The organism is Streptomyces sp. NPDC048389 (genome assembly GCF_040706335.1).
Lineage (GTDB): Bacteria > Actinomycetota > Actinomycetes > Streptomycetales > Streptomycetaceae > Streptomyces.
The window spans coordinates 114217-136869 of record NZ_JBEZKP010000012.1 but is presented as its reverse complement, the minus strand read 5'-3'; the positions used below and the strand labels follow the sequence as shown (position 1 = coordinate 136869).

Annotated in this window: 20 protein-coding genes and 2 pseudogenes; 12 read left to right on the top strand and 10 right to left on the bottom strand. The window is 71.2% G+C overall.

Annotation, left to right across the window (positions count from 1 at the left end):
* Positions 1–158 precede the first annotated feature (158 nt).
* The 4 genes and pseudogenes from AB0903_RS12200 to AB0903_RS12185 all read left to right on the top strand — a co-directional run bounded on the left by AB0903_RS12200 (position 159) and on the right by AB0903_RS12185 (position 3512).
* Positions 159–1067, top strand: a pseudogene (locus AB0903_RS12200) (hypothetical protein).
* A gap of 204 nt (positions 1068–1271) precedes the next feature.
* Positions 1272–2480: an exodeoxyribonuclease VII large subunit gene (gene xseA, locus AB0903_RS12195; protein ID WP_366701703.1), complete on the top strand. Its 1209-nt coding sequence runs from the start codon at positions 1272–1274 to the stop codon at positions 2478–2480.
* Between the two features lie 57 nt (positions 2481–2537).
* A complete protein-coding gene (locus AB0903_RS12190) occupies positions 2538–2786 on the top strand; it encodes an exodeoxyribonuclease VII small subunit (RefSeq protein WP_366701701.1) in 249 nt (82 codons plus the stop codon).
* Positions 2787–2921: 135 nt separating this feature from the next.
* Positions 2922–3512: a malonic semialdehyde reductase gene (locus AB0903_RS12185; RefSeq protein ID WP_366701699.1), complete on the top strand. Its 591-nt coding sequence runs from the start codon at positions 2922–2924 to the stop codon at positions 3510–3512.
* 382 nt (positions 3513–3894) lie between these two features.
* On the opposite strand, the gene AB0903_RS12180 is transcribed toward AB0903_RS12185, so the two are convergent.
* Positions 3895–4470, bottom strand: a complete 576-nt coding sequence (locus AB0903_RS12180) for a DUF4245 domain-containing protein (protein WP_366701747.1) — start codon at positions 4468–4470, stop codon at positions 3895–3897.
* Positions 4471–4605: 135 nt separating this feature from the next.
* Here AB0903_RS12180 and glpX point away from each other — a divergent pair, with 135 nt between their 5' ends.
* On the top strand, positions 4606–5637 hold the full coding sequence (gene glpX / locus AB0903_RS12175; protein ID WP_366701697.1) for a class II fructose-bisphosphatase: 1032 nt from the start codon (positions 4606–4608) through the stop codon (positions 5635–5637).
* 163 nt (positions 5638–5800) lie between these two features.
* On the opposite strand, the gene AB0903_RS12170 is transcribed toward glpX, so the two are convergent.
* Positions 5801–6160 carry a WhiB family transcriptional regulator gene (locus AB0903_RS12170; protein ID WP_366701695.1) on the bottom strand — a complete coding sequence of 120 codons (360 nt, stop codon included), beginning with the start codon at positions 6158–6160 and terminating at the stop codon, positions 5801–5803.
* A 177-nt stretch (positions 6161–6337) separates the two neighbouring features.
* The gene (locus AB0903_RS12165) at positions 6338–7021 is read right to left on the bottom strand and encodes a DUF1707 domain-containing protein (protein WP_366701693.1); all 684 of its coding nucleotides are present in this window, start codon (positions 7019–7021) and stop codon (positions 6338–6340) included.
* A 181-nt stretch (positions 7022–7202) separates the two neighbouring features.
* On the opposite strand from AB0903_RS12165, the gene AB0903_RS12160 reads away from it, so the two are divergent.
* The gene (locus tag AB0903_RS12160; protein ID WP_366701691.1) at positions 7203–8879 is read left to right on the top strand and encodes a fumarate hydratase; all 1677 of its coding nucleotides are present in this window, start codon (positions 7203–7205) and stop codon (positions 8877–8879) included.
* Positions 8880–9100: 221 nt separating this feature from the next.
* Here AB0903_RS12160 and AB0903_RS12155 read toward each other — a convergent pair whose 3' ends face one another.
* Positions 9101–9328, bottom strand: coding sequence for a hypothetical protein (locus AB0903_RS12155; RefSeq protein WP_366701689.1), 228 nt, complete (start codon positions 9326–9328; stop codon positions 9101–9103).
* Positions 9329–9336: 8 nt separating this feature from the next.
* Positions 9337–9678, bottom strand: coding sequence for a hypothetical protein (locus tag AB0903_RS12150; RefSeq protein ID WP_366701687.1), 342 nt, complete (start codon positions 9676–9678; stop codon positions 9337–9339).
* A 163-nt stretch (positions 9679–9841) separates the two neighbouring features.
* Here AB0903_RS12150 and AB0903_RS12145 point away from each other — a divergent pair, with 163 nt between their 5' ends.
* Positions 9842–10105: a winged helix-turn-helix domain-containing protein gene (locus tag AB0903_RS12145; RefSeq protein ID WP_366701685.1), complete on the top strand. Its 264-nt coding sequence runs from the start codon at positions 9842–9844 to the stop codon at positions 10103–10105.
* Between the two features lie 28 nt (positions 10106–10133).
* Here AB0903_RS12145 and AB0903_RS12140 read toward each other — a convergent pair whose 3' ends face one another.
* Positions 10134–11663, bottom strand: coding sequence for a ricin-type beta-trefoil lectin domain protein (locus AB0903_RS12140; protein ID WP_366701683.1), 1530 nt, complete (start codon positions 11661–11663; stop codon positions 10134–10136).
* A gap of 106 nt (positions 11664–11769) precedes the next feature.
* Between AB0903_RS12140 and AB0903_RS12135 the strand changes: the two genes are divergently transcribed.
* From AB0903_RS12135 to AB0903_RS12125, 3 genes are all read left to right on the top strand, one after another.
* Positions 11770–13164: a class II fumarate hydratase gene (locus AB0903_RS12135; RefSeq protein WP_366701681.1), complete on the top strand. Its 1395-nt coding sequence runs from the start codon at positions 11770–11772 to the stop codon at positions 13162–13164.
* An 81-nt stretch (positions 13165–13245) separates the two neighbouring features.
* On the top strand, positions 13246–13974 hold the full coding sequence (locus AB0903_RS12130) for a DUF402 domain-containing protein (RefSeq protein ID WP_366701679.1): 729 nt from the start codon (positions 13246–13248) through the stop codon (positions 13972–13974).
* Between the two features lie 348 nt (positions 13975–14322).
* A complete protein-coding gene (locus tag AB0903_RS12125) occupies positions 14323–16227 on the top strand; it encodes a SpoIIE family protein phosphatase (protein ID WP_366701677.1) in 1905 nt (634 codons plus the stop codon).
* 121 nt (positions 16228–16348) lie between these two features.
* Here the strand turns inward: AB0903_RS12125 and AB0903_RS12120 are convergent, their stop codons facing one another.
* Positions 16349–18589, bottom strand: a complete 2241-nt coding sequence (locus tag AB0903_RS12120; protein WP_366701675.1) for a transglycosylase domain-containing protein — start codon at positions 18587–18589, stop codon at positions 16349–16351.
* 262 nt (positions 18590–18851) lie between these two features.
* Here AB0903_RS12120 and AB0903_RS12115 point away from each other — a divergent pair, with 262 nt between their 5' ends.
* Entirely contained in the window at positions 18852–19802 is a 951-nt protein-coding gene (locus AB0903_RS12115; protein WP_366701673.1) for an SPFH domain-containing protein, read from the top strand.
* A complete protein-coding gene (locus tag AB0903_RS12110; protein WP_366701671.1) occupies positions 19799–20044 on the top strand; it encodes a hypothetical protein in 246 nt (81 codons plus the stop codon). The genes AB0903_RS12115 and AB0903_RS12110 overlap by 4 nt, the downstream gene beginning before the upstream one ends.
* Before the next feature lie 595 nt (positions 20045–20639).
* Here the strand turns inward: AB0903_RS12110 and AB0903_RS12105 are convergent.
* The 3 genes and pseudogenes from AB0903_RS12105 to AB0903_RS12095 all read right to left on the bottom strand — a co-directional run.
* Positions 20640–20780, bottom strand: a pseudogene (locus AB0903_RS12105) (ABC transporter ATP-binding protein); the annotation flags it as partial.
* Entirely contained in the window at positions 20777–21301 is a 525-nt protein-coding gene (locus AB0903_RS12100; protein WP_366701669.1) for a PadR family transcriptional regulator, read from the bottom strand. The pseudogene AB0903_RS12105 and the gene AB0903_RS12100, both read right to left, overlap by 4 nt.
* A 327-nt stretch (positions 21302–21628) precedes the next feature.
* Positions 21629–22576, bottom strand: a complete 948-nt coding sequence (locus tag AB0903_RS12095; protein ID WP_366701667.1) for a LysR substrate-binding domain-containing protein — start codon at positions 22574–22576, stop codon at positions 21629–21631.
* Between the last annotated feature and the right edge of the window lie 77 nt (positions 22577–22653).

Genomic DNA, 22653 nt, shown 5'->3' with positions numbered 1-22653 from the left:
GCGTCGCAGACGTGATTGATCAGCCACGGCCCGCAGACTGCGCGTCACGTGACCGGCAGGTGAGCGAGGGAGCACGTGATGAGGCGAGCCGCCGCGCCCGGGGCAGGTCCGCGCCCGGGGCCGGGACCGGTACCGGTGAGGTTGCCGACCACGACGGGCTGCGGCGCACGCTGGGCTTCCGCGACCTGGTCGTCTACGGGCTGTTGTTCATCGCGCCGATGGCCCCGGTCGGCGTGTTCGGGACGCTGGACGCCAGGTCGGGCGGTGCGGTCGCCCTCGTCTACGTCGTCGCCAGTCGGTGGCGGTCCTGTCCTACCTCGGCTTCGACGCGATCACGTCGTTCGCGGAGGAGGTGACGGGGGGTTCGCGGAAGGTGGCGCGGGCGGTGCTGTTCTGCCTCGCACCGACCGGTCTGCTGTTCGTGGCGCAGACGTATCTGGTGGCGCTGCTGGAGCCGCTGTCGTCGGCGCAGCTGGCGGCGGAACCGGCCCGGTAGGGTTCCGCGTTCTACGACGCCGTCGACGCGTCCGTCGGGACCTGGCCGCACGACCTGGTGGCGGTCAGCAAGGCGATCGGTGCGGCGTTCGCGGCGCTGGCCGGGCAGGCGGCGGCCGGGCGGCTGCTGTTCGCGATGGCGCGCGAGGGGCGGCTGCCGCGGGTACTGGCGCGGACGGACTTCGGGTGTGCCGCGGCTCGCGCTGCTGCTGGCGGCGGCGGTGACGATGGTGACGGCGGTGTGGGCGGCGGTGTGGGCGGCGGTGTGGGCGGCCCGGCGGGACGACGGCCTGGACCACCTGGTGCCGGTGGTCGACATCGGCGCGCTCACGGCCTTCGTGCTGTTGCACGCGAGTGTGGTCGGCTGGTTCGTCGTGCGCCGAGGGGGCGGCACGCCGGACTGGCTGCGCCACCTGGTGGTGCCGGTCCTGGGCGCGTGCGTGCTGATCGCGGTGATCGCGGAGGCGGCCGGCTCGGCGCAGGTGGTGGGCGTGGTGTGGCTGGGGGTCGGACTGGCCGTGCTGTCGGTGCAGCGGGGGCGCCGGGGCGGGCCGGCAAGCGGGGCCGCGTAGCCGCCCCGGGGGCGGGGCCGGGGAGCCGGGCAAGCAGCCCTTCGACGGTGCGCAGCCACCCCGGGGCACGGCCGGACAGCCGGCGGGCCGGGGTCGCGCAGCCCCTCGGGGGCGGGCAGCCGACGGGGGCTGCCCCCGCACCGGCAGGGCGGCGCCTCACGGCGCGGACCGGGGGTTGTCGTAGGGGGCCGTTACGCTCGGGCCATGGCTCTCAACACGTCCGCGGAATCGCCTCTGCCGGTCGGCGAGGTGTCACGGCTCATCGGCGGGTGGATCGACCGGCTCGGCGCGGTGTGGGTGGAGGGGCAGATCACCCAGCTGTCGCGGCGGCCGGGCGCCGGTGTCGTCTTCCTGACGCTGCGCGATCCGTCGTACGACATCTCCGTGAGCGTCACCTGCTTCCGGCAGGTCTTCGACGCCGTCGCCGACGTGGTGGCCGAGGGCGCCCGCGTCGTCGTGCTCGCCAAACCCGAGTGGTACGCGCCCCGGGGCCAGCTGTCGCTGCGGGCGGTCGAGATGAAGCCGGTGGGCATCGGTGAACTGCTCGCTCGGCTCGAGCAGTTGAAGCGTTCCCTCGGCGCGGAGGGGCTCTTCGCACCGGAGCGGAAGAAGGCGCTGCCGTTCCTGCCGCACCGGGTCGGCCTGGTCTGCGGACGGGCGTCGGCGGCCGAGCGGGACGTGCTGGAGAACGCGCGCCGCCGGTGGCCGCAGGTGCGCTTCGAGGTGCGCAACGCCGCCGTGCAGGGCGTGCACGCCGTGACGCAGGTGGTCCAGGCCGTCAAGGAGCTGGACGCGCTGGACGACGTGGACGTGATCATCGTGGCGCGCGGCGGCGGCAGCGTGGAGGACCTGCTGCCGTTCTCCGACGAGCAGCTCATCCGCGCGGTGGCCGCGTGCACGACCCCGGTCGTCTCCGCGATCGGTCACGAGCCCGACTCCCCGCTGCTGGACCTGGTCGCCGATCTGCGGGCCTCCACGCCGACGGACGCGGCGAAGAAGGTCGTGCCCGACGTCGGCGAGGAGCTGGACCGGGTGCGGCAGCTGCGGGACCGGGCGCTGCGCACCGTGCAGGGTCTGCTGGACCGGGAGGAGCGCGGTCTCGCGCACGCGTTGGCCCGGCCGTGCATGGAGCGTCCGCAGCGGATGGTCGACGAGCGCGAGGCCGAGGTGGACGCGCTGGTCGCGCGCAGCAGGCGGGTGCTGGGGCATCTGCTGGACCGCGCCGACTCGGAGCTGGCACACACCCGGGCCCGGGTCGTCTCGCTGTCGCCGGCGGCGACGATGGAGCGTGGGTACGCGGTGCTGCAGCGCGTCGACGGCGCGGTGGTGCGCTCGCCGGGCGAGGTGAGCGCCGGAGACGCGCTGCGGGCGCGCGTCGCGGAGGGCGAGTTCCCGGTGCGGGTCGCAGAGTGACGTTTCCGGGCGGTCACAGCGGTTCCGTTGTCGTATCTCATACATAAGGTGGATGGCATGGCTGCCAAGACGGAAGAGGCCGCGCTCGGATACGAGCAGGCGCGGGACGAGCTGATCGAGGTCGTGCGCCGACTGGAGGCGGGCGGCACGACGCTCGAGGAGTCGCTGGCGCTGTGGGAGCGCGGCGAGGAGCTGGCGAAGGTGTGCCGCCACTGGCTGGAGGGCGCCCGGGCGCGCCTTGACGCGGCTCTCGCGAAGCCCGAGGAGACGGGCACGGACGGGGCGGCGGGAGCGGGCGGCGAGTAGCCGGGGCCATGGCGGCCCTTCGGGGCGATGGTGTGAGCCGTGCCACAATCCCCAAGTAGTTGAAATTTAATGCACTGGGGTTCGGTTGGAAGCGCCCGTAAGGCATTCTCACCCGACGCGGAAGGCGCGCCCCCGATGTCCCTCGTTCTTGACCCCGCCGCCCAGGACCTCCTCTTCCGTGAGGCCCGCACCGCCAACACGTTCGCCGACGAGCCGGTGACCGACGAGCAGGTCCAGGCGATCTACGACCTGGTCAAGTACGGCCCGACCGCGTTCAACCAGACCCCGCTGCGTGTCGTACTGGTCCGCTCCTCCGAGGCCCGCGAGCGTCTCGTCTCGCACATGGCCGAGGGCAACCAGGCCAAGACCGCCGCGGCCCCGCTGGTCGCCATCCTGGCCGCCGACAACGAGTTCCACGAGGAGCTCCCGGCCCTGCTGCCGCACTTCCCGCAGGCCAAGGACCTGTTCTTCAGCGAGCGTCCGGCCCGTGAGCAGGCCGCCGCACTGAACGCCGCCCTGCAGGCCGCGTACTTCATCATCGGCGTCCGGGCCGCCGGCCTCGCCGCCGGCCCGATGACCGGACTCGACTTCGCCGGCCTCCAGAAGGAGTTCCTGGACGACGACCACACGCCGCTGATGGTCGTCAACATCGGCAAGCCGGGTGAGGACGCATGGTTCCAGCGCTCCCCGCGCCTGTCGTACGAGGACGTCGTCACCACCGTCTGAGCCGACGCGCCCCGAGCGGGCGCAGAGGCCACGCGGTGCACCGCGCGTACCCCACGCGGTGCACCGCGCACGCACCGCGTAAGCGCCACGCAGGGGCATCGCGCAAACGCCGCGCAGGGCACCGCGCGTACCCCGCGTAAACGCCGCGCAGGGCACCGCGTGGCGTACGTGCGAAAGGCCGCCGCACCCATCCATCAGAGCGCGACGGCCTTTCGCCGTACGCCTGGGATGCGGCGGCCTTTCCCGTACGCGTGGGGCCCGGGAGTGGCAGCGGGGGAAGCCGGACCCCCGGAGGGGCCCTTCCCGTACGCCTGGCGCCCGGCGGGGACCCGACCGACCCCGTAGCGCAGCCGGCGGCCTTTCCCGTACGCCTGGGGCCCGGTCAGGAACCGGCGGAGGGCTTCGCCGACGGCGCGGCCGACGTTCCCCCGTCCGCGCCGTCCGGCCCCTCGGACGTGAGCGCCGCGGCCATCTCCGCCAGCCGCTCCTGCTTCGCCGTGCCCATCACGACCGTCGTCGCCCCGTCGGCCGTCAGCACGAGGGCGTCGTACTTGGGGCCCTCCCAGTACTGCCAGGTCTCGCCGGCCACCTGGCGCGTCCGGTCCGTCTTCGCGGCGTCGCGCGTGACCTCGCGGACGTACTTCTCCGCGGCCCGCGCCGTGGACTGCTCGACCGCGACGTACTCGTTGTCGGGGTCGAGGAAGCCGAGATGCCAGGCGTGTGCCTTCTCCCGGTCGAACGTGACCGACGTCGCCCGCCAATTCCCGCCCAGTCCCTCGGGCGCCGCCACCGGGTACGGTGCTGCCCGCTGCGCGGTGACCAGCTCGACGCGGTAGTCGACGGTCTTGATCGGGTCCAGGTTCTCGTCGTGCGGAACGAGCATGTAGATGCCCGCCACGACCACTCCGATCACCGCCATGGACTGGAACATCCCACGGATCGTCTGCTTGCCTCGCATACCTGCCACGCCCCCATGTTCGCATCCGGCAGATGTGCTCAAACGTGGCCCCCACTGCTCAATTTGTCGACGTACCGATAGAGTCGCCCCACCCTCTTTACTTACGGCCGTCGTCGTACAGAAAGGTGCGCTCCGATGACCGAGAATCATCTGCCGTCCCCGCTCGAGGTCTCCCCCGAGGCCCCCGACCGCAACCTCGCCCTGGAGCTCGTGCGGGTCACCGAGGCCGCCGCCATGGCCGCCGGCCGCTGGGTCGGGCGTGGTGAGAAGAACGGCGCCGACGGCGCCGCGGTCAAGGCCATGCGGACCCTCGTCTCCACCGTCTCGATGAACGGCGTCGTCGTCATCGGCGAGGGCGAGAAGGACGAGGCCCCGATGCTGTACAACGGCGAGCGGATCGGTGACGGGACCGGCGCCGAGTGCGACATCGCCGTCGACCCGATCGACGGCACGACCCTGACCGCCAAGGGCATGCCCAACGCCATCGCCGTGCTGGCCGCCGCCGACCGCGGCACCATGTTCGATCCGTCCGCCGTCTTCTACATGGACAAGCTCGTCACCGGCCCGGAGGCCGCCGACTACGTCGACATCAACGCTCCCGTCTCGGTCAACATCCGGCGCGTCGCCAAGGCGAAGCACTCGTCCCCCGACGACGTCACGGTCGTCATCCTCGACCGCCCGCGCCACGAGGGGATCGTCAAGGAGATCCGCGAGACCGGCGCACGGATCAGGTTCATCTCGGACGGCGACGTCGCCGGTTCGATCATGGCCGTCAAGGAAGGCACCGGCGTCGACCTGCTGCTGGGTATCGGCGGCACGCCGGAGGGCATCATCTCGGCCTGCGCGATCAAGTGCCTCGGCGGCGTGATCCAGGGCAAGCTGTGGCCGAAGGACGACGAGGAGCGGCAGCGCGCCATCGACGCAGGCCACGACCTGGACCGCGTCCTGAGCACCAACGACCTGGTCTCGGGCGACAACGTCTTCTTCGTCGCCACCGGTATCACGGACGGCGAGCTGCTGCGCGGCGTCCGCTACCGGGCGGAGACGGCGACGACGCAGTCCCTGGTGATGCGCTCCAAGTCCGGCACCATCCGTCAGATCGACTCGACGCACCGGCTGTCCAAGCTCCGCGCGTACAGCCAGATCGACTTCGACCGCGCGCAGTAGGCGGTCACGGGGGCCGGCCCCCGGCAGGCAGACGGAAGGGGCGCCCTTGTGCGGGGGCGCCCCTTTCCGTACGGTCGGGATCCGTCGGGTCCGTACGCAGCGGGCTCGATCGGGCCTCGGTCGCACCCGTACGTGCCTCGGTCGAGCCGTACGGCCGGAACGGTCAGGCGGCGGACGCCGGCTTCTTCAGCTCCACGTCGCGACGCCTGCGGCGAGCCAGCACCACACGGCGCTCCGCAGCGGTGAGGCCGCCCCACACGCCGTACGGCTCGGGCTGGAGCAGTGCGTGCTCGCGGCACTCCACCATCACCGGGCAACGGGCGCAGACCCGCTTCGCCGCCTCTTCCCGCGCCAGCCGCTCGGCAGTTGGCTCCTTGGACGGGGCGAAGAACAGGCCCGCCTCGTCACGGCGGCACACCGCCTCCGCGTGCCAGGGACCCGCCTGGTCCTCCCTGAGCGGGGCAGGATTGCGCTGGCGCGGCACGGCGGCCACCTGCAGGGACTGATGCGGCAGTTGCAGCACGGTCTACTCCTGACGACGGGGATTCGCGAGCGAGAGACGATGCACCAGTCCCTACCCGCTGTGTGCACGCCTATGCACTGAGTGGCACTGAGTTCCGACGCACGGAATTACGGATCGGCGCGTGCGGCCGGAATGCGCCCCTCGGGCAGGCCGTGGCCCCCCTCGCCCGCCGGCTCGTCAGCGGGAGTGCTTGCGCATCCGGTCGTGGAGGTCCGAGATGCGTCGGCCGCGCTTGGGCTTCGCCTCGACATTGCCGAAAACCGTGTAGCCGTTGACGACGACCACCGGCGCCTCGGGATCGGCGGCCTCCAGCGTCACGACTTCGAAGTTTCCGAAGACGCCGGTCCCGCTGCCGCGCAGGGTGATGTTCTCGGGGACCCGCACCTCGACGTTGCCGAAGATCGAGGTCGCGTTGATCACGGAGAGCCGCTGCCCGTAGAGCGCTTCGGTGAGGTCGATCTCGATACTGCCGAAGAGCGAGAACGCGTTCGTCCTGCGGCCCACGCGCCAACGGCCCTTGCGGGTCGAGCTGGAGAAGACGGCGACGAGTTTCTCCGCCGGGCCGCCGGGATCACCGGTCTCGTCGTACGCGCGCGCGGCGGAGCCCTCGGGCCGCCGGCCGGCGGCGGGCAGGTCGCGCACGATCGGTTCCAGTTCACCGAGGGTCTTGGCGCGGTAGACCGCGTCGATGCGCTCGGAGTGCTCCTCGGCGTCCAGCCTGCCCTCTGCCAGGGCCTCCCGGAGGATGTCCGCGATCCGGTCGCGGTCGGCGTCGGAGGCGCGGATGGCACCGGCCTGGGCCGTCGGGGCAGCCGGCGTCTGGGGAGCGGCCGGCGTTTGGGGCTGCTTCTCGAGGTCCACGGCACCACACTAGCGAAACGCGATAGATCGCGACTAGGGGCACACGCCGCCGCTCCGACCGCACGCCGCCTCCACATCCGTTCCAAGTGAGCCTTACCTCACAGGATCGGGACTCTCCGGTCGTTCTACGCTGGAGGGCGCGCCGCCAATGGAGGCGGCGCCGCCGTCTGTCGAGTGAGGAATGGCCGTAATGCCAGAGTTTGCGTACTCCGACCTGCTCCCCCTGGGAGAGGACACCACGCCGTACCGCCTGGTGACCGCCGAAGGAGTGTCCACCTTCGAGGCCGACGGCCGTACGTTCCTCAAGGTCGAGCCGGAGGCCCTGCGCAAGCTGGCCGCCGAGGCGATCCGCGACATCCAGCACTTCCTGCGGCCCGCGCACCTGGCGCAGCTGCGGAAGATCATCGACGACCCGGAGGCGTCCTCCAACGACAAGTTCGTCGCCCTCGACCTGCTGAAGAACGCGAACATCGCCGCCGCCGGCGTACTCCCGATGTGCCAGGACACCGGCACCGCGATCGTCATGGGCAAGCGCGGCCAGAACGTGCTCACCGAGGGCGGCGACGAGGAAGCCCTTTCGCGCGGCATCTACGACGCGTACACCGAGCTGAACCTGCGGTACTCGCAGATGGCCCCGGTCACCATGTGGGAGGAGAAGAACACCGGCTCCAACCTCCCGGCACAGATCGAGCTGTACGCGACCGACGGCGGCGCCTACAAGTTCCTCTTCATGGCCAAGGGCGGCGGCAGCGCCAACAAGTCCTTCCTCTACCAGGAGACGAAGGCCGTGCTCAACGAGGCGAGCATGATGAAGTTCCTGGAGGAGAAGATCCGCTCGCTCGGCACGGCCGCCTGCCCGCCGTACCACCTGGCGATCGTCGTCGGCGGCACGAGCGCCGAGTTCGCGCTGAAGACCGCGAAGTACGCGTCCGCGCACTACCTGGACGAGCTGCCGTCCGAGGGCTCCGAGCTCGGCCACGGCTTCCGCGACGAGGAACTGGAGAAGAAGGTCTTCGAGCTGACGCAGAAGATCGGTATCGGCGCGCAGTTCGGCGGCAAGTACTTCTGCCACGACGTGCGCGTGGTGCGCCTGCCGCGCCACGGCGCCTCGCTGCCCGTCGCGATCGCCGTCTCCTGCTCCGCCGACCGGCAGGCCGTCGCGAAGATCACGGCCGAGGGCGTCTTCCTGGAGCAGCTGGAGACCGACCCGGCGCGCTTCCTTCCGGACACCACGGACGAGCAGCTCGCCGAGGACGGAAACGTCGTCAAGATCGACCTCAACCGGCCGATGGACGAGATGCTCGCCGAGCTGTCCAAGTACCCCGTGAAGACCCGGCTCTCGCTGACCGGCCCGCTGGTCGTCGCCCGCGACATCGCGCACGCCAAGATCAAGGAACGCCTGGACGCGGGCGAGGAGATGCCGCAGTACCTGAAGGACCACCCGGTCTACTACGCGGGCCCCGCCAAGACGCCGGAGGGTTACGCGTCCGGCTCCTTCGGCCCCACGACGGCCGGCCGGATGGACTCCTACGTCGAGCAGTTCCAGGCCGCCGGCGGCTCCAAGATCATGCTGGCCAAGGGCAACCGCTCGCAGCAGGTCACCGACGCGTGCGGCACGCACGGCGGCTTCTACCTCGGCTCGATCGGCGGCCCGGCGGCCCGGCTGGCGCAGGACTGCATCAAGAAGGTCGAGGTCGTCGAGTACGAGGAACTCGGCATGGAGGCGGTCTGGAAGATCGAGGTCGAGGACTTCCCGGCGTTCATCGTCGTGGACGACAAGGGCGACGACTTCTTCCAGGACCCGGCGCCCGCCCCGACGTTCACGTCGATCCCGGTGCGCGGCCCGGGCCTGGCGTAGCCCTCGAAGGAGCCCCGGCCGGTGCCGGGGCTCCTTTTCGACGCAGGGTCAGCGGCCCCTCTCGGACCTGACCGGAGCCGGGACGTGGCACGGGCAGTCGCACACCAGGTGGCGCACCCCGGGTACGCCGCTGTCTTGCGGGACGTGATCGCGGCAGCGGTCGTGGCGGCCCACGATGCAGCGCGGCGACCGGAACGCGGACTCGGATGCCGCCTCGGCGGTCACGTCTCCTCCCCCGGCCGGCCGAGCACGCTTGCCAGCGCGTGGGCGAGCAGGGACACGCTCACCGCGTCGGCGATCTCCGGCGTCACCCACCAGGCGTCGCCCGCCCGGTCGTGATGCGGGCCGTCGTGCCCCGACGCCAGGACGCAGACCGACCCGGCGCACACCGGCCGGACCACGGCCGCGATCGCGTACACGGAGCGCCGCGCCCCGCAGCGGCCCGTCACGCCCCGGCTCACCGGGCACCGCCGACGGCGTGGATGTTCCGGTGGTCGATGTCCACCCCGACCGTGGCCAGCCACAACGCCCGCCGCCGCCTGCGCTGCGCGGCCGGGCAGGAGTGGGCCGCGAGGTAGGGGCGGGTGAGGGGCGAGCGGGCGCCGTCGAGGAGGGTGGCCTGCTCGCGGGCGTAGGGCGACCGCTGGACCGGGACACGGGTGGGGCGGGGCGCCGGACGGCGGCTCTCCACCGTCGGCGTCTCGCGGTGCCTGCCGGTCGCGGGAAGCGTCAGCGTCAGAAGGCGGAGAAGGACAGGGATCAGGACCCGGTGCAGCGCGTGCGCGATAGGGTTCCGCACGTCATCAACTCCTAGGGAAGTTGGTGGCCATGCCCCGGGAGGTCTAGCCACCTCGCCGGGGTCTTCGTGTCCCGCAACCCTAAGAGCGTGATGCATAGTGATGCATCAAGATACAGCTAGAGCAACCCGAACGTGTCTTTGTATGACTATCTAGTGTTGGGTCATGAGCCTTGATCCGGAGTCGGGACGCCCGCTGTACATGCAGCTGGCAGACGTGATCGCAGCGAAGATTGCCACCGGCGAATACGCGCCGGACCGCATGATCCCCACCCCTGCTCGCCTCGCCGAGGAGTACGGCATCGCCGTACTGACCGCACGTCGCGCCATGCGCGAACTCCGAGAGCGCGGCCTGATCTTCACCGTTCCCGGCAAGGGCTCGTTCGTCACCCCCGACGCCGGGAAGAACGGCACCGCGCCCGAGGCATAGCCTCGCACGCGGTGCCGGAACACCCCGGTCAGGCGAAGCGCTGGCCGGCCGAGCCGTCACAGGTGCGGAGCCGGACGGGCTCGTTCGCCGCGCCGTGGGTCAGGCAGACCCCGGTCGCGGACGCCGGGCGGATCGTGGACCCGTCGCGGACGAACTTCTGGTTGGGGCCGCCGTGGCAGTCCCAGACGATCAGGGCCGTGCCCGACCGGTAGTTGCCGCCGGGCGCGTCCAGGCACCGGTCCTGGGACAGCTCCGTGTGGAAGGTGCCACGAGCGGAGTCGTACCACCAGCCCTGGTTGCGGCCGTCGTGGCAGTCCCAGCCGAGCACGGCGGTACCGTTCGCGCTCGTGGCGCCTTCGACGTCCAGGCAGTCGCCGGTCGCCTCGTTGCGCAGCGGCTTGTAGGCGTCGTCCCAGGCGTACGGGACCAGTACGGGCTTGCCCGTGGAGTTGACGTCCGCGCAGCTCGCCTCGCGGGCGGAGGAGTTGTAGAGCTGGGTCAGGCACGAGGCGAAGGCCGCGTGGCCGCGGATGTTGGGGTGGAAGGACTGCCGGACGGAGTTGGAGTCCGGCGGGAAGTGGCCGAGGTCGATGTAGAGCCCGCGCGCCCAGGGGTCCTGGTGGCAGACCTCGTGGCCGTGGAAGAGGCGGGAGTTGTCCAGGTACACGGCCCCCGCGGTGCGCGCGGCCTCGCGCATGCCGCGTTCGAAGGCGGGGACGGCGCTGTTGCGGCCCCATACGGTGTCGGAGTCGTAGCCCATCCCGCCGCAGATCAGCTTGCCGGGGAAGTCCGGGTTGTCGCGGAAGTCGGGGCCGATGGGGCTGGGGTAGCCCATGACGACCATCTTGTAGTCGCCGTCCCGGTAGCCGGCGTCGCGCATCACGGTGCGCAGGTCTCGCACGGTCTGCTCGACCTTGGGGACGAGGCCGTCGACGCGGGCCTGCCAGCCGGGGGCGTACTTGGGCTCGCAGGGTCCCTGGATCAGGATGTAGCGGGTGACGCAGTCGGTCATGACGGGACCGAACTGGAGGTCGTCGTTGGCGCCGGCGACGAGCAGGACCATCTTGATGCGGGTGTTGCGGGCCTTGATGGCCAGGTTGTCGCTCTGCACGAGCTCGTCGGCGTACTGCTTGCTGCCGCCGATGCGGATGTTGGCGGTGGACGCGCCGGAGCAGGACACGTTGTACGTGACGTCCGCGGGGATACCGGTGCGGTGGACGGCCGCGTCGGGCGAGCGGTGGCACCAGTTGCCGGGCCCGTCGGTGGGCTCCTCGTAGGTGCCGGTGCCCTCGCCGGAGATCTCGCTGTCGCCCAGCGAGATCAGGCCGGTCTTGCGCTGGTCGAGCGGTCGTTCCTCAGGGCTCCCGTAGAGTGCGGTCGCCTCCGCGGCCCGGATCGCCTCCAGCTCCGCTGTGAGCGGTACGGAGGACACCGACCGCGTGTCGTCGGCCTCTGCCGCTCCGGCGGGGGCTGTGGCCGTCAAGGTTCCCAGTGCCGTGGCGGCGGCCACGGCACCGACCGTGACGGCCCGGCGGAATCTGTACCTGGTGCGCTTCATCGCGCCTCCTGCGAGTGGGGTTACCCACGGTTTTTACTGACTGGTACGCGTCATGGGAATACGCCGAACAAGACAAGTGCTCAACTTTTCCAGGAGGTTGAAGAACATGAGCGACGACGACGGCTACCGGACCGAGTACGACTCCATGGGTGAGGTGCGGGTCCCCGCCCACGCCAAGTGGCGGGCGCAGACCCAGCGGGCGATGGAGAACTTCCCCGTCTCCGGGCAGCGTCTGGAGCGTGCGCACATCGAGGCGCTCGCCCGCATCAAGGCCGCGGCCGCCCGGGTCAACGCCGAACTCGGCGTACTGGACGCGGACATCGCCCGCGCGATCGCCGACGCCGCCGCCGAGGTCGCGGAGGGGCGCTGGGACGAGCACTTCCCGGTGGACGTCTTCCAGACCGGCTCCGGGACCTCCTCCAACATGAACACCAACGAGGTCATCGCGACGCTCGCCACCGAACGGCTCGGCCGCGACGTACACCCCAACGACCATGTCAACGCGTCCCAGTCGTCCAACGACGTCTTCCCCTCCTCCATCCACATCGCGGCGACCGAGGCCGTCACCCGCGACCTGATCCCCGCGCTGGACCACCTGGCCGCCTCACTGGAGCGCAAGGCCACCGAGTTCGCGGTGGTCGTCAAGGCGGGCCGTACGCACCTGATGGACGCCACGCCCGTCACCCTGGGCCAGGAGTTCGGCGGCTACGCGGCGCAGATCCGTTACGGGATCGAGCGGTTGACGGCCTCGCTGCCGCGCCTCGCCGAACTACCTCTGGGCGGTACGGCCGTGGGCACGGGCATCAACACGCCACCCGGCTTCGCCGCCGCCGTCATCGCCGAGGTGGCCCGCGCCACCGGGCTGCCGCTGACGGAGGCCCGTGACCACTTCGAGGCCCAGGGCGCCCGGGACGGCCTGGTGGAGACCTCCGGCCAGCTCCGTACGGTGGCGGTCTCACTCACCAAGATCTGCAACGATCTGCGCTGGATGGCCTCCGGCCCGCGCACCGGCCTCGCCGAGATCGCCCTGCCCGACCTCCAGCCCGGCTCGTCGATCATGCCCGGCAAGGTGAACCCGGTGGTTCCCGAGGCGGTGCTGATGGTCGCCGCGCAGGTCACCGGCAACGACGCCACCGTCGCGGCGGCCGGCGCGGCCGGGAACTTCGAACTCAACGTCATGCTGCCGGTGATGGCCAAGAACCTGCTGGAATCGGTCAAACTGCTGGCGGGCGCCGCCCGGCTGCTGGCGGACCGCACCGTCGACGGCATCACCGCCGACGTCGAACGGGCCCGCGAGTACGCCGAGTCCTCCCCCTCGATCGTCACCCCGCTCAACAAGTACATCGGCTACGAGGAGGCCGCGAAGGTCGCCAAGAGGTCGCTCGCCGAGCGCCGGACGATCCGCGAGGTGGTGCTCGAGTCCGGCTATGTGGAACGCGGGGAGCTGACCCTGGAGCAGTTGGACGAGGCGCTCGACGTGCTGCGCATGACCCATCCGTGAGACCGGCCGCGTGTCACGGCCGCGACACGTTGGGTGACACGGGTCGCTGCGCGGTCCGTTGCGTACTCCTAAGATCTGCTCATGACAGGCACGGGAGGCCCGGCACACGACACGGGCGGGACGGACCAGCGCACGACGGACGCGCAGCACGGCTCACGCTGGGAGCCCGGGGACCACATCCTCTGGCGCTACCGCGGCCATGCGCCGGGGGCGGCAGGGCGCGCGTTCCACATCTGCCGGCCCGTGACGGTCGTCCAGGACACGGACGAGCTGCTCGCCGTATGGATGGCCCCCGGCACCGAGTGCGTGAAGCCGCTGCTCGCCGACGGCACCCCGGTGCATGAGGAGCCGCTGGCCACCCGCTACACCGCGCCGCGCACCACCGCCCGGACCCGCTGGAGCGGCAACGGTGTCCTGAAGCTGGCGCAACCCGGCCTGCCCTGGTCCGTGTGGCTCTTCTGGGAGCACGGCTGGCAGTTCCGCAGCTGGTACGTCAACCTCGAGGAGCCGCGCACCCGATGGTCGGGCGGCGTCGACTCGGAGGACCACTACCTCGACATCTCCGTCTACCCGGACCGCAGTTGGCTGTGGCGGGACGAGGACGAGTTCGACCAGGCCCAGCGGGTCGGCCTGATGGACGCGTGTACCGCTCGGGGCGTGCGGGAGGCGGGGCGGGCGGCGGTCGAGGTGATCCGCTCCTGGGGGGCGCCGTTCTGCGACGGCTGGGAGCTCTGGCGCCCGGACCCGGCCTGGCGGGTGCCTGCCCTGCCGGCCGACTGGGACCGCCGACCGGCACAGCAGGCGGCCTGATCCGAGCGCTGTGGCCGGTTCCCGACGGGAACGCGCTCCGGCGCATACGACCTCGTGAGACTCTTGATGCGCCCCCTGGGGTCAAACGTAGGATCGTCGTCCGCAAGGCTGCGCCGTACGAGGGAGCAGGAGCACAGGGGCAGGAGCACAGGGCCCGACCGCAAAGTCACCGAGCAGTCCCGCAGCGTCCGGTCGCGCAGCGTCTCGGACGGGACACGAGTCAGTCACAACAGGGGGTTGAGCTGTGCCGGAGGCCCGCCACCCTGTCGACGTCACCCCCAGAGCGGGTATACCGCCCCACGAGGCGATTGCATCGCACCCCCGGCCCGGATGGACGGAATCCCACGCGTGACGGAGCATCCCACCTCCCACGAAGGCCGACAGCCCCTGGCTGCCCGGTCCCAGGAACGCACCCGGCCGCGGGCGCAGGCGGCCGGGGCCTCCCCCGCGCCCGCAGGCCCGCCGCCGAAGCCGCAGCCACAGCCGCAGGCCCAGGCCCAGGTGCACCCGGCGCAGTTGCAGGCCCAGGACATCGCGGGGACCGCGAGACGCGAGGGCGACCGCCTGCGGTTCGTGGGGGCGGCCACGCGGCGGATCGCCCGGGGCATCGACCTCGACGAGATCGTCCTCGGCCTGTGCCGGGCCACCGTGCCGACGTTCTCCGACGCGATCCTGGTCTACCTGCGGGACCCGCTGCCGGTGGGCGACGAGCGGCCCGTCTCCCCCTTCGTGCTGCGCCTGCGCCGTACCGACCGCCTGCGTTTGAACGCCGACGACGGGGACCAGGCCGTCGCCGGTGCCCTGCCACTGCTGGACGCGGGGAGCGACACCGTCCCGGCCGCCGAGCTGTGCGAAGTGCACTCCGGAGGGGCGCTCTCCGAGGTGCTGCGCGGGGTGCGGCCGGTCTTCGGTGACTCCGCGGCGGCGCGCGCCGCCCTGCCCGAGCTGCTCGGCGACGGACGTTCCGTGCCGAGCGGCCACCGCGCGATACTCGCGCCGCTGCGGGGCCGTCGGCGGGTCATCGGCGCCGCGGTGTTCCTGCGCCGCCCCGACCGGCCCGCGTTCGAGCCCAACGACCTCCTGGTCGCGGCCCAGCTGGCCACGCACACGGCGCTCGGTATCGACAAGGCGGTGCTCTACGGCCGCGAGGCGTACATCGCCGACGAGCTGCAGCGCACCATGCTGCCCGACTCCCTGCCGCAGCCGACCGGCGTACGGCTCGCCTCCCGCTACCTCCCTGCGGCGGAGACGGCCCGCGTCGGCGGCGACTGGTACGACGCGATCCCGCTGCCCGGCAGCCGGGTCGCGCTCGTCGTCGGGGACGTCATGGGTCACTCCATGACCTCCGCCGCGATCATGGGCCAGCTGCGGACCACGGCCCAGACCCTGGCCGGCCTCGACCTGCCGCCGCAGGAGGTCCTGCACCACCTGGACGAGCAGGCCCAGCGGCTCGGCACGGACCGCATGGCCACCTGCCTCTACGCGGTCTACGACCCGGTCTCGCACCGGATCACCATCGCCAACGCCGGACACCCACCGCCCATCCTGCTGCACCTGGGCGGGCGGGCCGAGGTGCTGCGGGTACCGCCCGGCGCGCCCATCGGCGTCGGCGGCGTCGACTTCGAGGCCGTCGAGCTCGACGCCCCGGCCGGAGCGACGCTGCTGCTCTACACGGACGGGCTGGTCGAGTCGCGGCTGCGCGACGTGTGGACGGGCATCGAGCAGCTACGGGAACGGCTCGCCGACACCGCGCAGCTCACCGGCCCCGACCACTCGCCGCCGCTGGAGGCCCTCTGCGACGACGTGCTCGACATGCTGGGTCCCGGCGACCGCGACGACGACATCGCCCTCCTCGCGGCCCGCTTCGACGGCATCGCGCCGAGCGACGTCGCCTACTGGTTCCTGGAACCGGAGGACGCCGCACCGGGCCGCGCCCGCCGCCTCGCCCGGCGGGCACTGGCCCGCTGGGGGCTGGAGGAGCTGTCCGACTCGGTCGAACTGCTGGTCAGCGAGGTCGTCACCAACGCCGTGCGGTACGCGGAGCGGCCGGTGACGCTGCGGCTGCTGCGCACCGACGTACTGCGCTGCGAGGTGGGCGACGACTCGCCCCAACTGCCCAGACAGCGCCGGGCGCGCGACACGGACGAGGGCGGGCGGGGCCTGTTCCTGGTCAACCGACTCGCCAGGCGGTGGGGCGCGACACGGCTGTCCACCGGCAAGGTCGTCTGGTTCGAGATCCCCACCCGCGCGTAGACCGGGGCCCGCGCGTACGGGCCCGCCCACCGGGCCCGCGCGGGGGCACCGGGGACGTCAACGGCGGCGCCCGCACCCGGGTCCCGGGTGCGGGCGCCGCCGTGTGTGCTCCTGGGGCCGCTCAGGGTGTCAGCAGCGGGCGGCGCTCCTCGTCCCGGTTCGCCTCGCCGTCGCCGTCGCCCGTCTCGACCGGTGGAGTGAAGGTCCCCGTCGGCGGCGTGAAGGTCGGGGTGACGGGTGTCTCGTCCGTCGGGGTCGGGTCCACCGTCTCGGTGTCCGTCGGGGTCGGGGTCGGGTCCTCGGATTCCGTCTTTGTCGGGGTCGGGGTGGGGTCCTCGGACTCCGTCTCCGTCGGGGTCGGCGTCGGGTCGGGGACCGCGATCTCCGCCACGTCGAGGTCGAACTCGGCGTCGGAGCCGCCGTTCAGGGCGCCCGTCGTGTAGTCGGACCAGATCATGGCGGGGAAGCCACCGCCGTTGGCGCGGCCGGCCTCGGCCGTGCCCGTGAGGGAGACTTGGCGGCCGCCCTGGTCCGGGGGTGCCTCGCCGAACAGGGCGACCACCGTGGCGAGTTCGGGGGTGTAACCGGCGAACCAGGCGGACTTGTTGTTCTCCGAGGTGCCGGTCTTGCCGGCGGCCTCGTAGGCGCTCGACTTCGCGTTGACGCCGGAGCCGTTCTTCACCACGCCGGTCAGACCGGCGGTGACCGTGTCGGCCGCCTCACGGCTGATCACCTGGTCACCGATCGGGTCCTGGAGCTCGACCTTGCGGTCCTTGTGCTCGGCCTTGGCGACGATCGTCGGCGTGACCTTCTTGCCGTGGTTGTCGAGGGTGGCGTAGACGCCCGCCATGTCCCAGGTGGACGCGCCCATGGTGCCCAGCGCCACCGACGGCCGCACCGGGAAGTTCTCGTCCGGGACGCCCAGGTCGAGCGCCGTCTCCTTCACGTTCTCCAGGCCGACGTCGACAGCCATCTGCGCGAACGAGGAGTTGATGGACCTGTTGAGGGATGTCTGGACGGTGACGTCCCCGTAGCTCCTGTTGAGGTCGTTCTGCGGCGCGTAGTGGCCGTCGATGCCCTCGACCGGGCGCTTGCTGGTGCCGTCGTAGACCGTGTTGAGGCCGATCGGGACACCGTCCTGGGTCTCGGACCCGTTCTCCAGCGCGGAGGCGAACACGACCGGCTTGAAGGTGGAGGCGGGCTGGTAGTCGCGGCGGGTGGCGTTCGACAGCCAGTGCTCGGTGGCGCTCACCCCGCCGTACAGGGCCACGACCTTCCCGGTCTTGGGGTCGACGGACGTGGCACCGGCCTGCACGGTGGCGTCGACCTTGCTGCCCTCGCGGTCGAGCTTGCTCTCCAGCTGCTCGTGGACCGCCTTCTCCAGCTCCTTCTGGCGCTTGGAGTCGATGTTGAGGGTGATCGTCCAGCCGCCGGCGTCGAGGTCGGCCTTCTCGACGCCCTGGCGCGCCAGCTCCTTCGCGGCCGCGTCCACGATGTAGCCGGCCTGGCCGCTGAGACCCGCCGGGGCCTTGGGCGCCTTGGGGACGGGGAACTTCATGGCGTCGCGGGTGCCCTTGTCGAGCCAGCTCTCCTCGACCATGTTGTTCAGCACGTAGTTCCAGCGATTGGTCACCGCCTCCTTGGTCTCGTCGGAGGCGACGGCCCAGTCGTAGCTGCTGGGGGCCTGGACGAGAGCCGCGAGATAGGCGCCCTGGGAGACGTTCAGCTTCTCGGCGTCGACGCCGTAGTACGCCTGTGCGGCGGCCTGGATGCCGTACGCGCCGCGGCCGAAGTAGCTGGTGTTGAGGTAGCCGGCGAGGATCTCGCTCTTCTCCTTGTTCCGGTCCACCTTGAGCGAGATCACCAGCTCCTTGAGCTTGCGGGTGACGGTGCGGTCCTGGGTCAGGTAGTAGTTCTTCACGTACTGCTGGGTGATGGTCGAACCACCCTGCTTGCCCTGACCGGTGACGGTGTTCTTCAGACCGCGCAGCGTGCCCTTGACGTCGACGCCGGAGTCCTCGAAGAAGGTCTTGTTCTCGGCCGCGATGAAGGCGTACTGGACGTCCTTGGGGATCTTCTCCAGGCCGACGATCTCGCGGTTGACCTCACCGGTCCGGGCGAGGATCTTGCCGTCGCTGTACTTGTAGATGTTGCTCTGCAGCTTGGCCTCTGCGTTGGCCTCGGGGATCGGGACGATCATGTAGGCCACGAAGAACGCACCCATGGCCAGCAGGCACAGGCCGAAGAACGTGCCGAGGATCTTCCGGAACGTGAAGAAGCGGCGTATGCCCGTGGGCCCGCCGGCTCTCGTCGCCCGGCGCGCACCGCGCTGCCGGGCCTGTCGCGCGTCCGCTCGACCCATCGCTTCGTCGCTCCGCTCTCTCGGCTGTGGTGTCTGTCCGTCGGCATCGGTGCCGGAAACCGCCCGGAATCAGCTCAGCAAGCTAACACCGGGCGGACAGACAAAGAGGCACCGATCCCCCCTTTTACGGACGTGAGAATCAGCACCCTGCCTCAAGGGAACCGACTCACGAGGGGCCCCCAGGGTTGCGAAGTACGATAAAGTGTTATCACTTTGCTAGAGTCGCGGAAGCGCTCGCAGGACGACCGGAACGGGGATGCCCATGTCTGCCACCAGCACCATCGACCACGAGAAGGGCCGAACGGCCGACACACCGGAGATGCCACGGCCCCAGGTCCGGGAGTTCGCCGCACACAGCATCGGCGGCGGCCTCGCCCTGCTCCTCGGCCTCCTCGGACTGGCCGCCGGGGCGGTGCTGGTCATCACCGCGACGGCGTTCGACTCCGCCGGCACCAAGGCCGTACTGATCACCGGCGGCATCCTGGTCGGCATCGCCGCGTTCCTCGCCATGTGCGGCCTGAACATGGTCGCGCCCGGCGAGGCCCGCGTCGTCCAGCTCTTCGGCCGCTACCGGGGCACCATCCGCACGGACGGCCTCCGCTGGGTCAACCCGCTCACCTCGCGGGCCAAGATCTCGACCCGGGTGCGCAACCACGAGACGGCCGTACTGAAGGTCAACGACGCGTACGGCAACCCCATCGAGCTGGCCGCGGTGGTCGTGTGGAAGGTCGAGGACACCGCCCAGGCGATGTTCGAGGTGGACGACTTCCTCGAGTTCGTCTCCACACAGACGGAGGCCGCGGTCCGGCACATCGCCATCGAGTACCCCTACGACGCCCACGACGAGGAGGGCCTGTCGCTGCGGGGCAACGCGGAGGAGATCACCGAGAAGCTCGCCGTCGAACTCCACGCGCGGGTCGAGGCGGCCGGCGTCCACATCATCGAGTCCCGCTTCACCCACCTCGCGTACGCGCCCGAGATCGCCTCCGCGATGCTGCAGCGACAGCAGGCGGGCGCGGTCGTGGCCGCGCGGCGCCAGATCGTCGACGGCGCGGTGGGCATGGTCGAGGCGGCCCTCAGCCGGATCGCCGAGCAGGACATCGTCGAGCTGGACCCGGAGCGCAAGGCCGCGATGGTGTCCAACCTGATGGTGGTGCTGTGCGGCGACCGCGCGGCACAGCCGGTTCTCAACACGGGATCCCTCTACCAGTGACACCGCCACCCCCCTCCGAGCGCAAGCAGGTACTGCTGCGGCTGGACCCGGCGGTGTACGAGGCGCTGGCCAGATGGGCCGGGGACGAACTGCGCAGCGCGAACGCGCAGATCGAGTTCCTGCTGCGGCGGGCCCTGGCGGACGCGGGACGGCTGCCGGGGGGCGTGCGGCCGATCCCGGGGCGGGGGCGGCCGCGGGGGGCGGCGGAGCCGCCGGAGCCGCCGGGGGGCGCGCCACCGTAGGGGCCTGTTCCCCCTACCCGCCCCTTCCCGTAACCGGGGGCAGTGCCCCTGGGCCCCTGCGCCTCAATCTCCCCCCTACGGCCTGGCGGCCGTGGGTGGGAGTACCTCCCACGCCGCCAGGCGTAGGGGGAGTGCCCCCAGCGAGGCTGACTTCACGGAGCGAAATCCAGCCCGGCCGGCGTTTGAGGCCACCGCGCGAAGCGCGGCGCTGTGACAGGCATGCACAAGGCCCCGGTACCATCTCGCATTTGCGGGACGGTATCGGGGCCTTATTGCGTTCTACGGCAGGCGCCTTACAGCAATGCCCTGTTGAGGGATGAGAACGTATTTGCCGTCAGGCTTACGGATCGTGGCGTGTTCGGCTGTCTCGCTCTCAATCGTACCGTGCGCCGGATATGTGCGCCTGCCCGGTACACAACTTCCAGGCGCTTCCGCCGGCTCACCATCGCTGCCCCCCTGCACCCCTCAACTGCCTCGCTCCGTGGGCAGTTGGGGGGTTTTGTGCTGTGTGGCCCGACCTGGGCGTCTACCCCCCCCACCTGCGCCGGTTACGCAGGGTTACGCCTCCGTGAGAGAATTGGGTACACAGACCCGGAGTGGGGCCGGACCCGGACGGCCCCGTGACGGCGACGACCTCGCCGGGGTGGACGGAGAACGACGTCCCGTCGAGCGCGGCGGTCGCACCGAAGGACTTGCGCAGATCCTCGGTGACGAACAGGGAGCCGGAGGGGATCACGCGAGCACCTCGGCGGCGAGCCGGTCGAGCCGGGCGGCGGTCAGTTCCAGCCAGCGCAGGTCGGCTTCGAGATGGAACAGGGCGTGGTCGCAGATGAGCTGGTCGGCGAGGTCACCGCGGCGCTTGCGGTCGGTGAGGACCCGCATCAGCCGCAGATGCTCCGCGCGCTGCGTGTCGAGCATGTCGGCGGCACGGCGGCCGGTGAGCAGCGCGAGGACGACCTTGGTGTAGAGCGTCGACTGCAGGTACGGCTCCGGCTTCTCGGGGTGCGCGAGCCACTGCGAGACATCGGTGATCCCGGCCTCCGTGATGGCGTACCGCTTCCGCTCCGGCCCGGCGCCGGCCTCGACCCCTTCGACCTCGACGAGACCGTTCTTGAGGAGGCGGGACATGGTCGAGTAGACCTGCCCGTAGTGGAGCGGCCGGTCCTGTCCGAATCTCTCGTCGAAGGCGCGCTTGAGGTCGTAGCCGTGGCGGGGGCCTGATTCGAGGAGGCCGAGGAGGGTGTGACCGATGGACATGGCCCGCACTGTACATGCGGTGTATACATGCCACGTATAGCGGTTTCCGCGGTTTCCGTCGAGACCGCTGCTCGCGGAGCCTCTCCCCTGCCCGCCCCTACCCGTAACCGGGCTGCGCCCGGACCCGTACCGCGCTTCCGCACGGTGTCCTCAATCGCCGGACGGGCCGACCGTGTCAGCCCCGCGGCGTTCGAGGCGCGAGAGTCCGGGGGCGGAGCCCCGGTTCGGGAAGGGGCGGGGCAGGGGACAGCCCGCAGCAGGCGCCATACGGCCACAGCACGCGCCCCGGCGCGAAACGCGTCCGCGCCCCACCCCCGCACCCTGCCCTCACGCCTCCGCCACGCGAACCGGCAGCCTCCGCATCTCCTCGCGCAGCGCATCCGCGAGCTGCTCGAACTCACCACCCCGCGCCGACCCCGACCGCATCGCGAGGGCGATGCGGCGCGACGGGGCCGGGTCGGCGAACCAGCCGGTGTGGAGGCTGCCCGCACGGCCCGTCTCCACGTCGACCGCGGTACGCGGGAGGAGCGTGACGCCGAGGCCACCCGCGACCAGCTGGACCAGCGTCGCCAGACCGGCGGCCGTCGTCGTCACGGGGCCGCCTTCCGTACGGCCCGCCTCCCGGCAGATGTCGAGCGCCTGGTCCCGCAGGCAGTGCCCCTCGTCGAGCAGCAGTAGATGCAGTTCGCGCAGCGCCTCGCGCGGGATGTCGTGACGGCCGCCGAGCCAGTGGTCCTCGGGTGTGACGAGGACGAAGTCCTCGTCGAAGAGCGGCAACTCGGTGACGCCCGGCACACCCAGCGGCACCGCGAGCAGCAGCAGGTCGAGCCGCCCCGCGGACAGCCCCTCCAGCAAGGATGAGGTCTGCTCCTCGTGGACCTGGAGGTCCAGCTCCGGATACCGCTCGTGCACCAGCCTCAGCACCGTCGGCAGCAGGTACGGCGCGACCGTCGGGATCACCCCGAGCCGGAGTACGCCCGTGAACGGGGCCCGTACCGCCTCCGCCTCCTCCATCAGCAGACCGACCGCGTCGAGGACGGCCTTGGCCCGTACCGCCAGCCGTTCACCCGCCGGCGAGAGGAGCACCCTGCGGGTCGTACGCTCGAGGAGCTGGACACCCAGCGCCTCCTCGAGCGCCGAGACCGCACCGGAGAGCGCGGGCTGACTCATACCGATCGCGGCGGCCGCGTCCCGGAAGTGCAGATGCTCGGCCACAGCGGCGAAGGCGCGCAACTGTGCGAGGCTCGGCTGTTTGACCCTGTTTATCGCGGCCACTGATAGGTACCTCCGATCGCGATGACCGAGTCTAGCTATTTCCGCGATCAATGCGCCGTGTGCCACCATCAAGATCC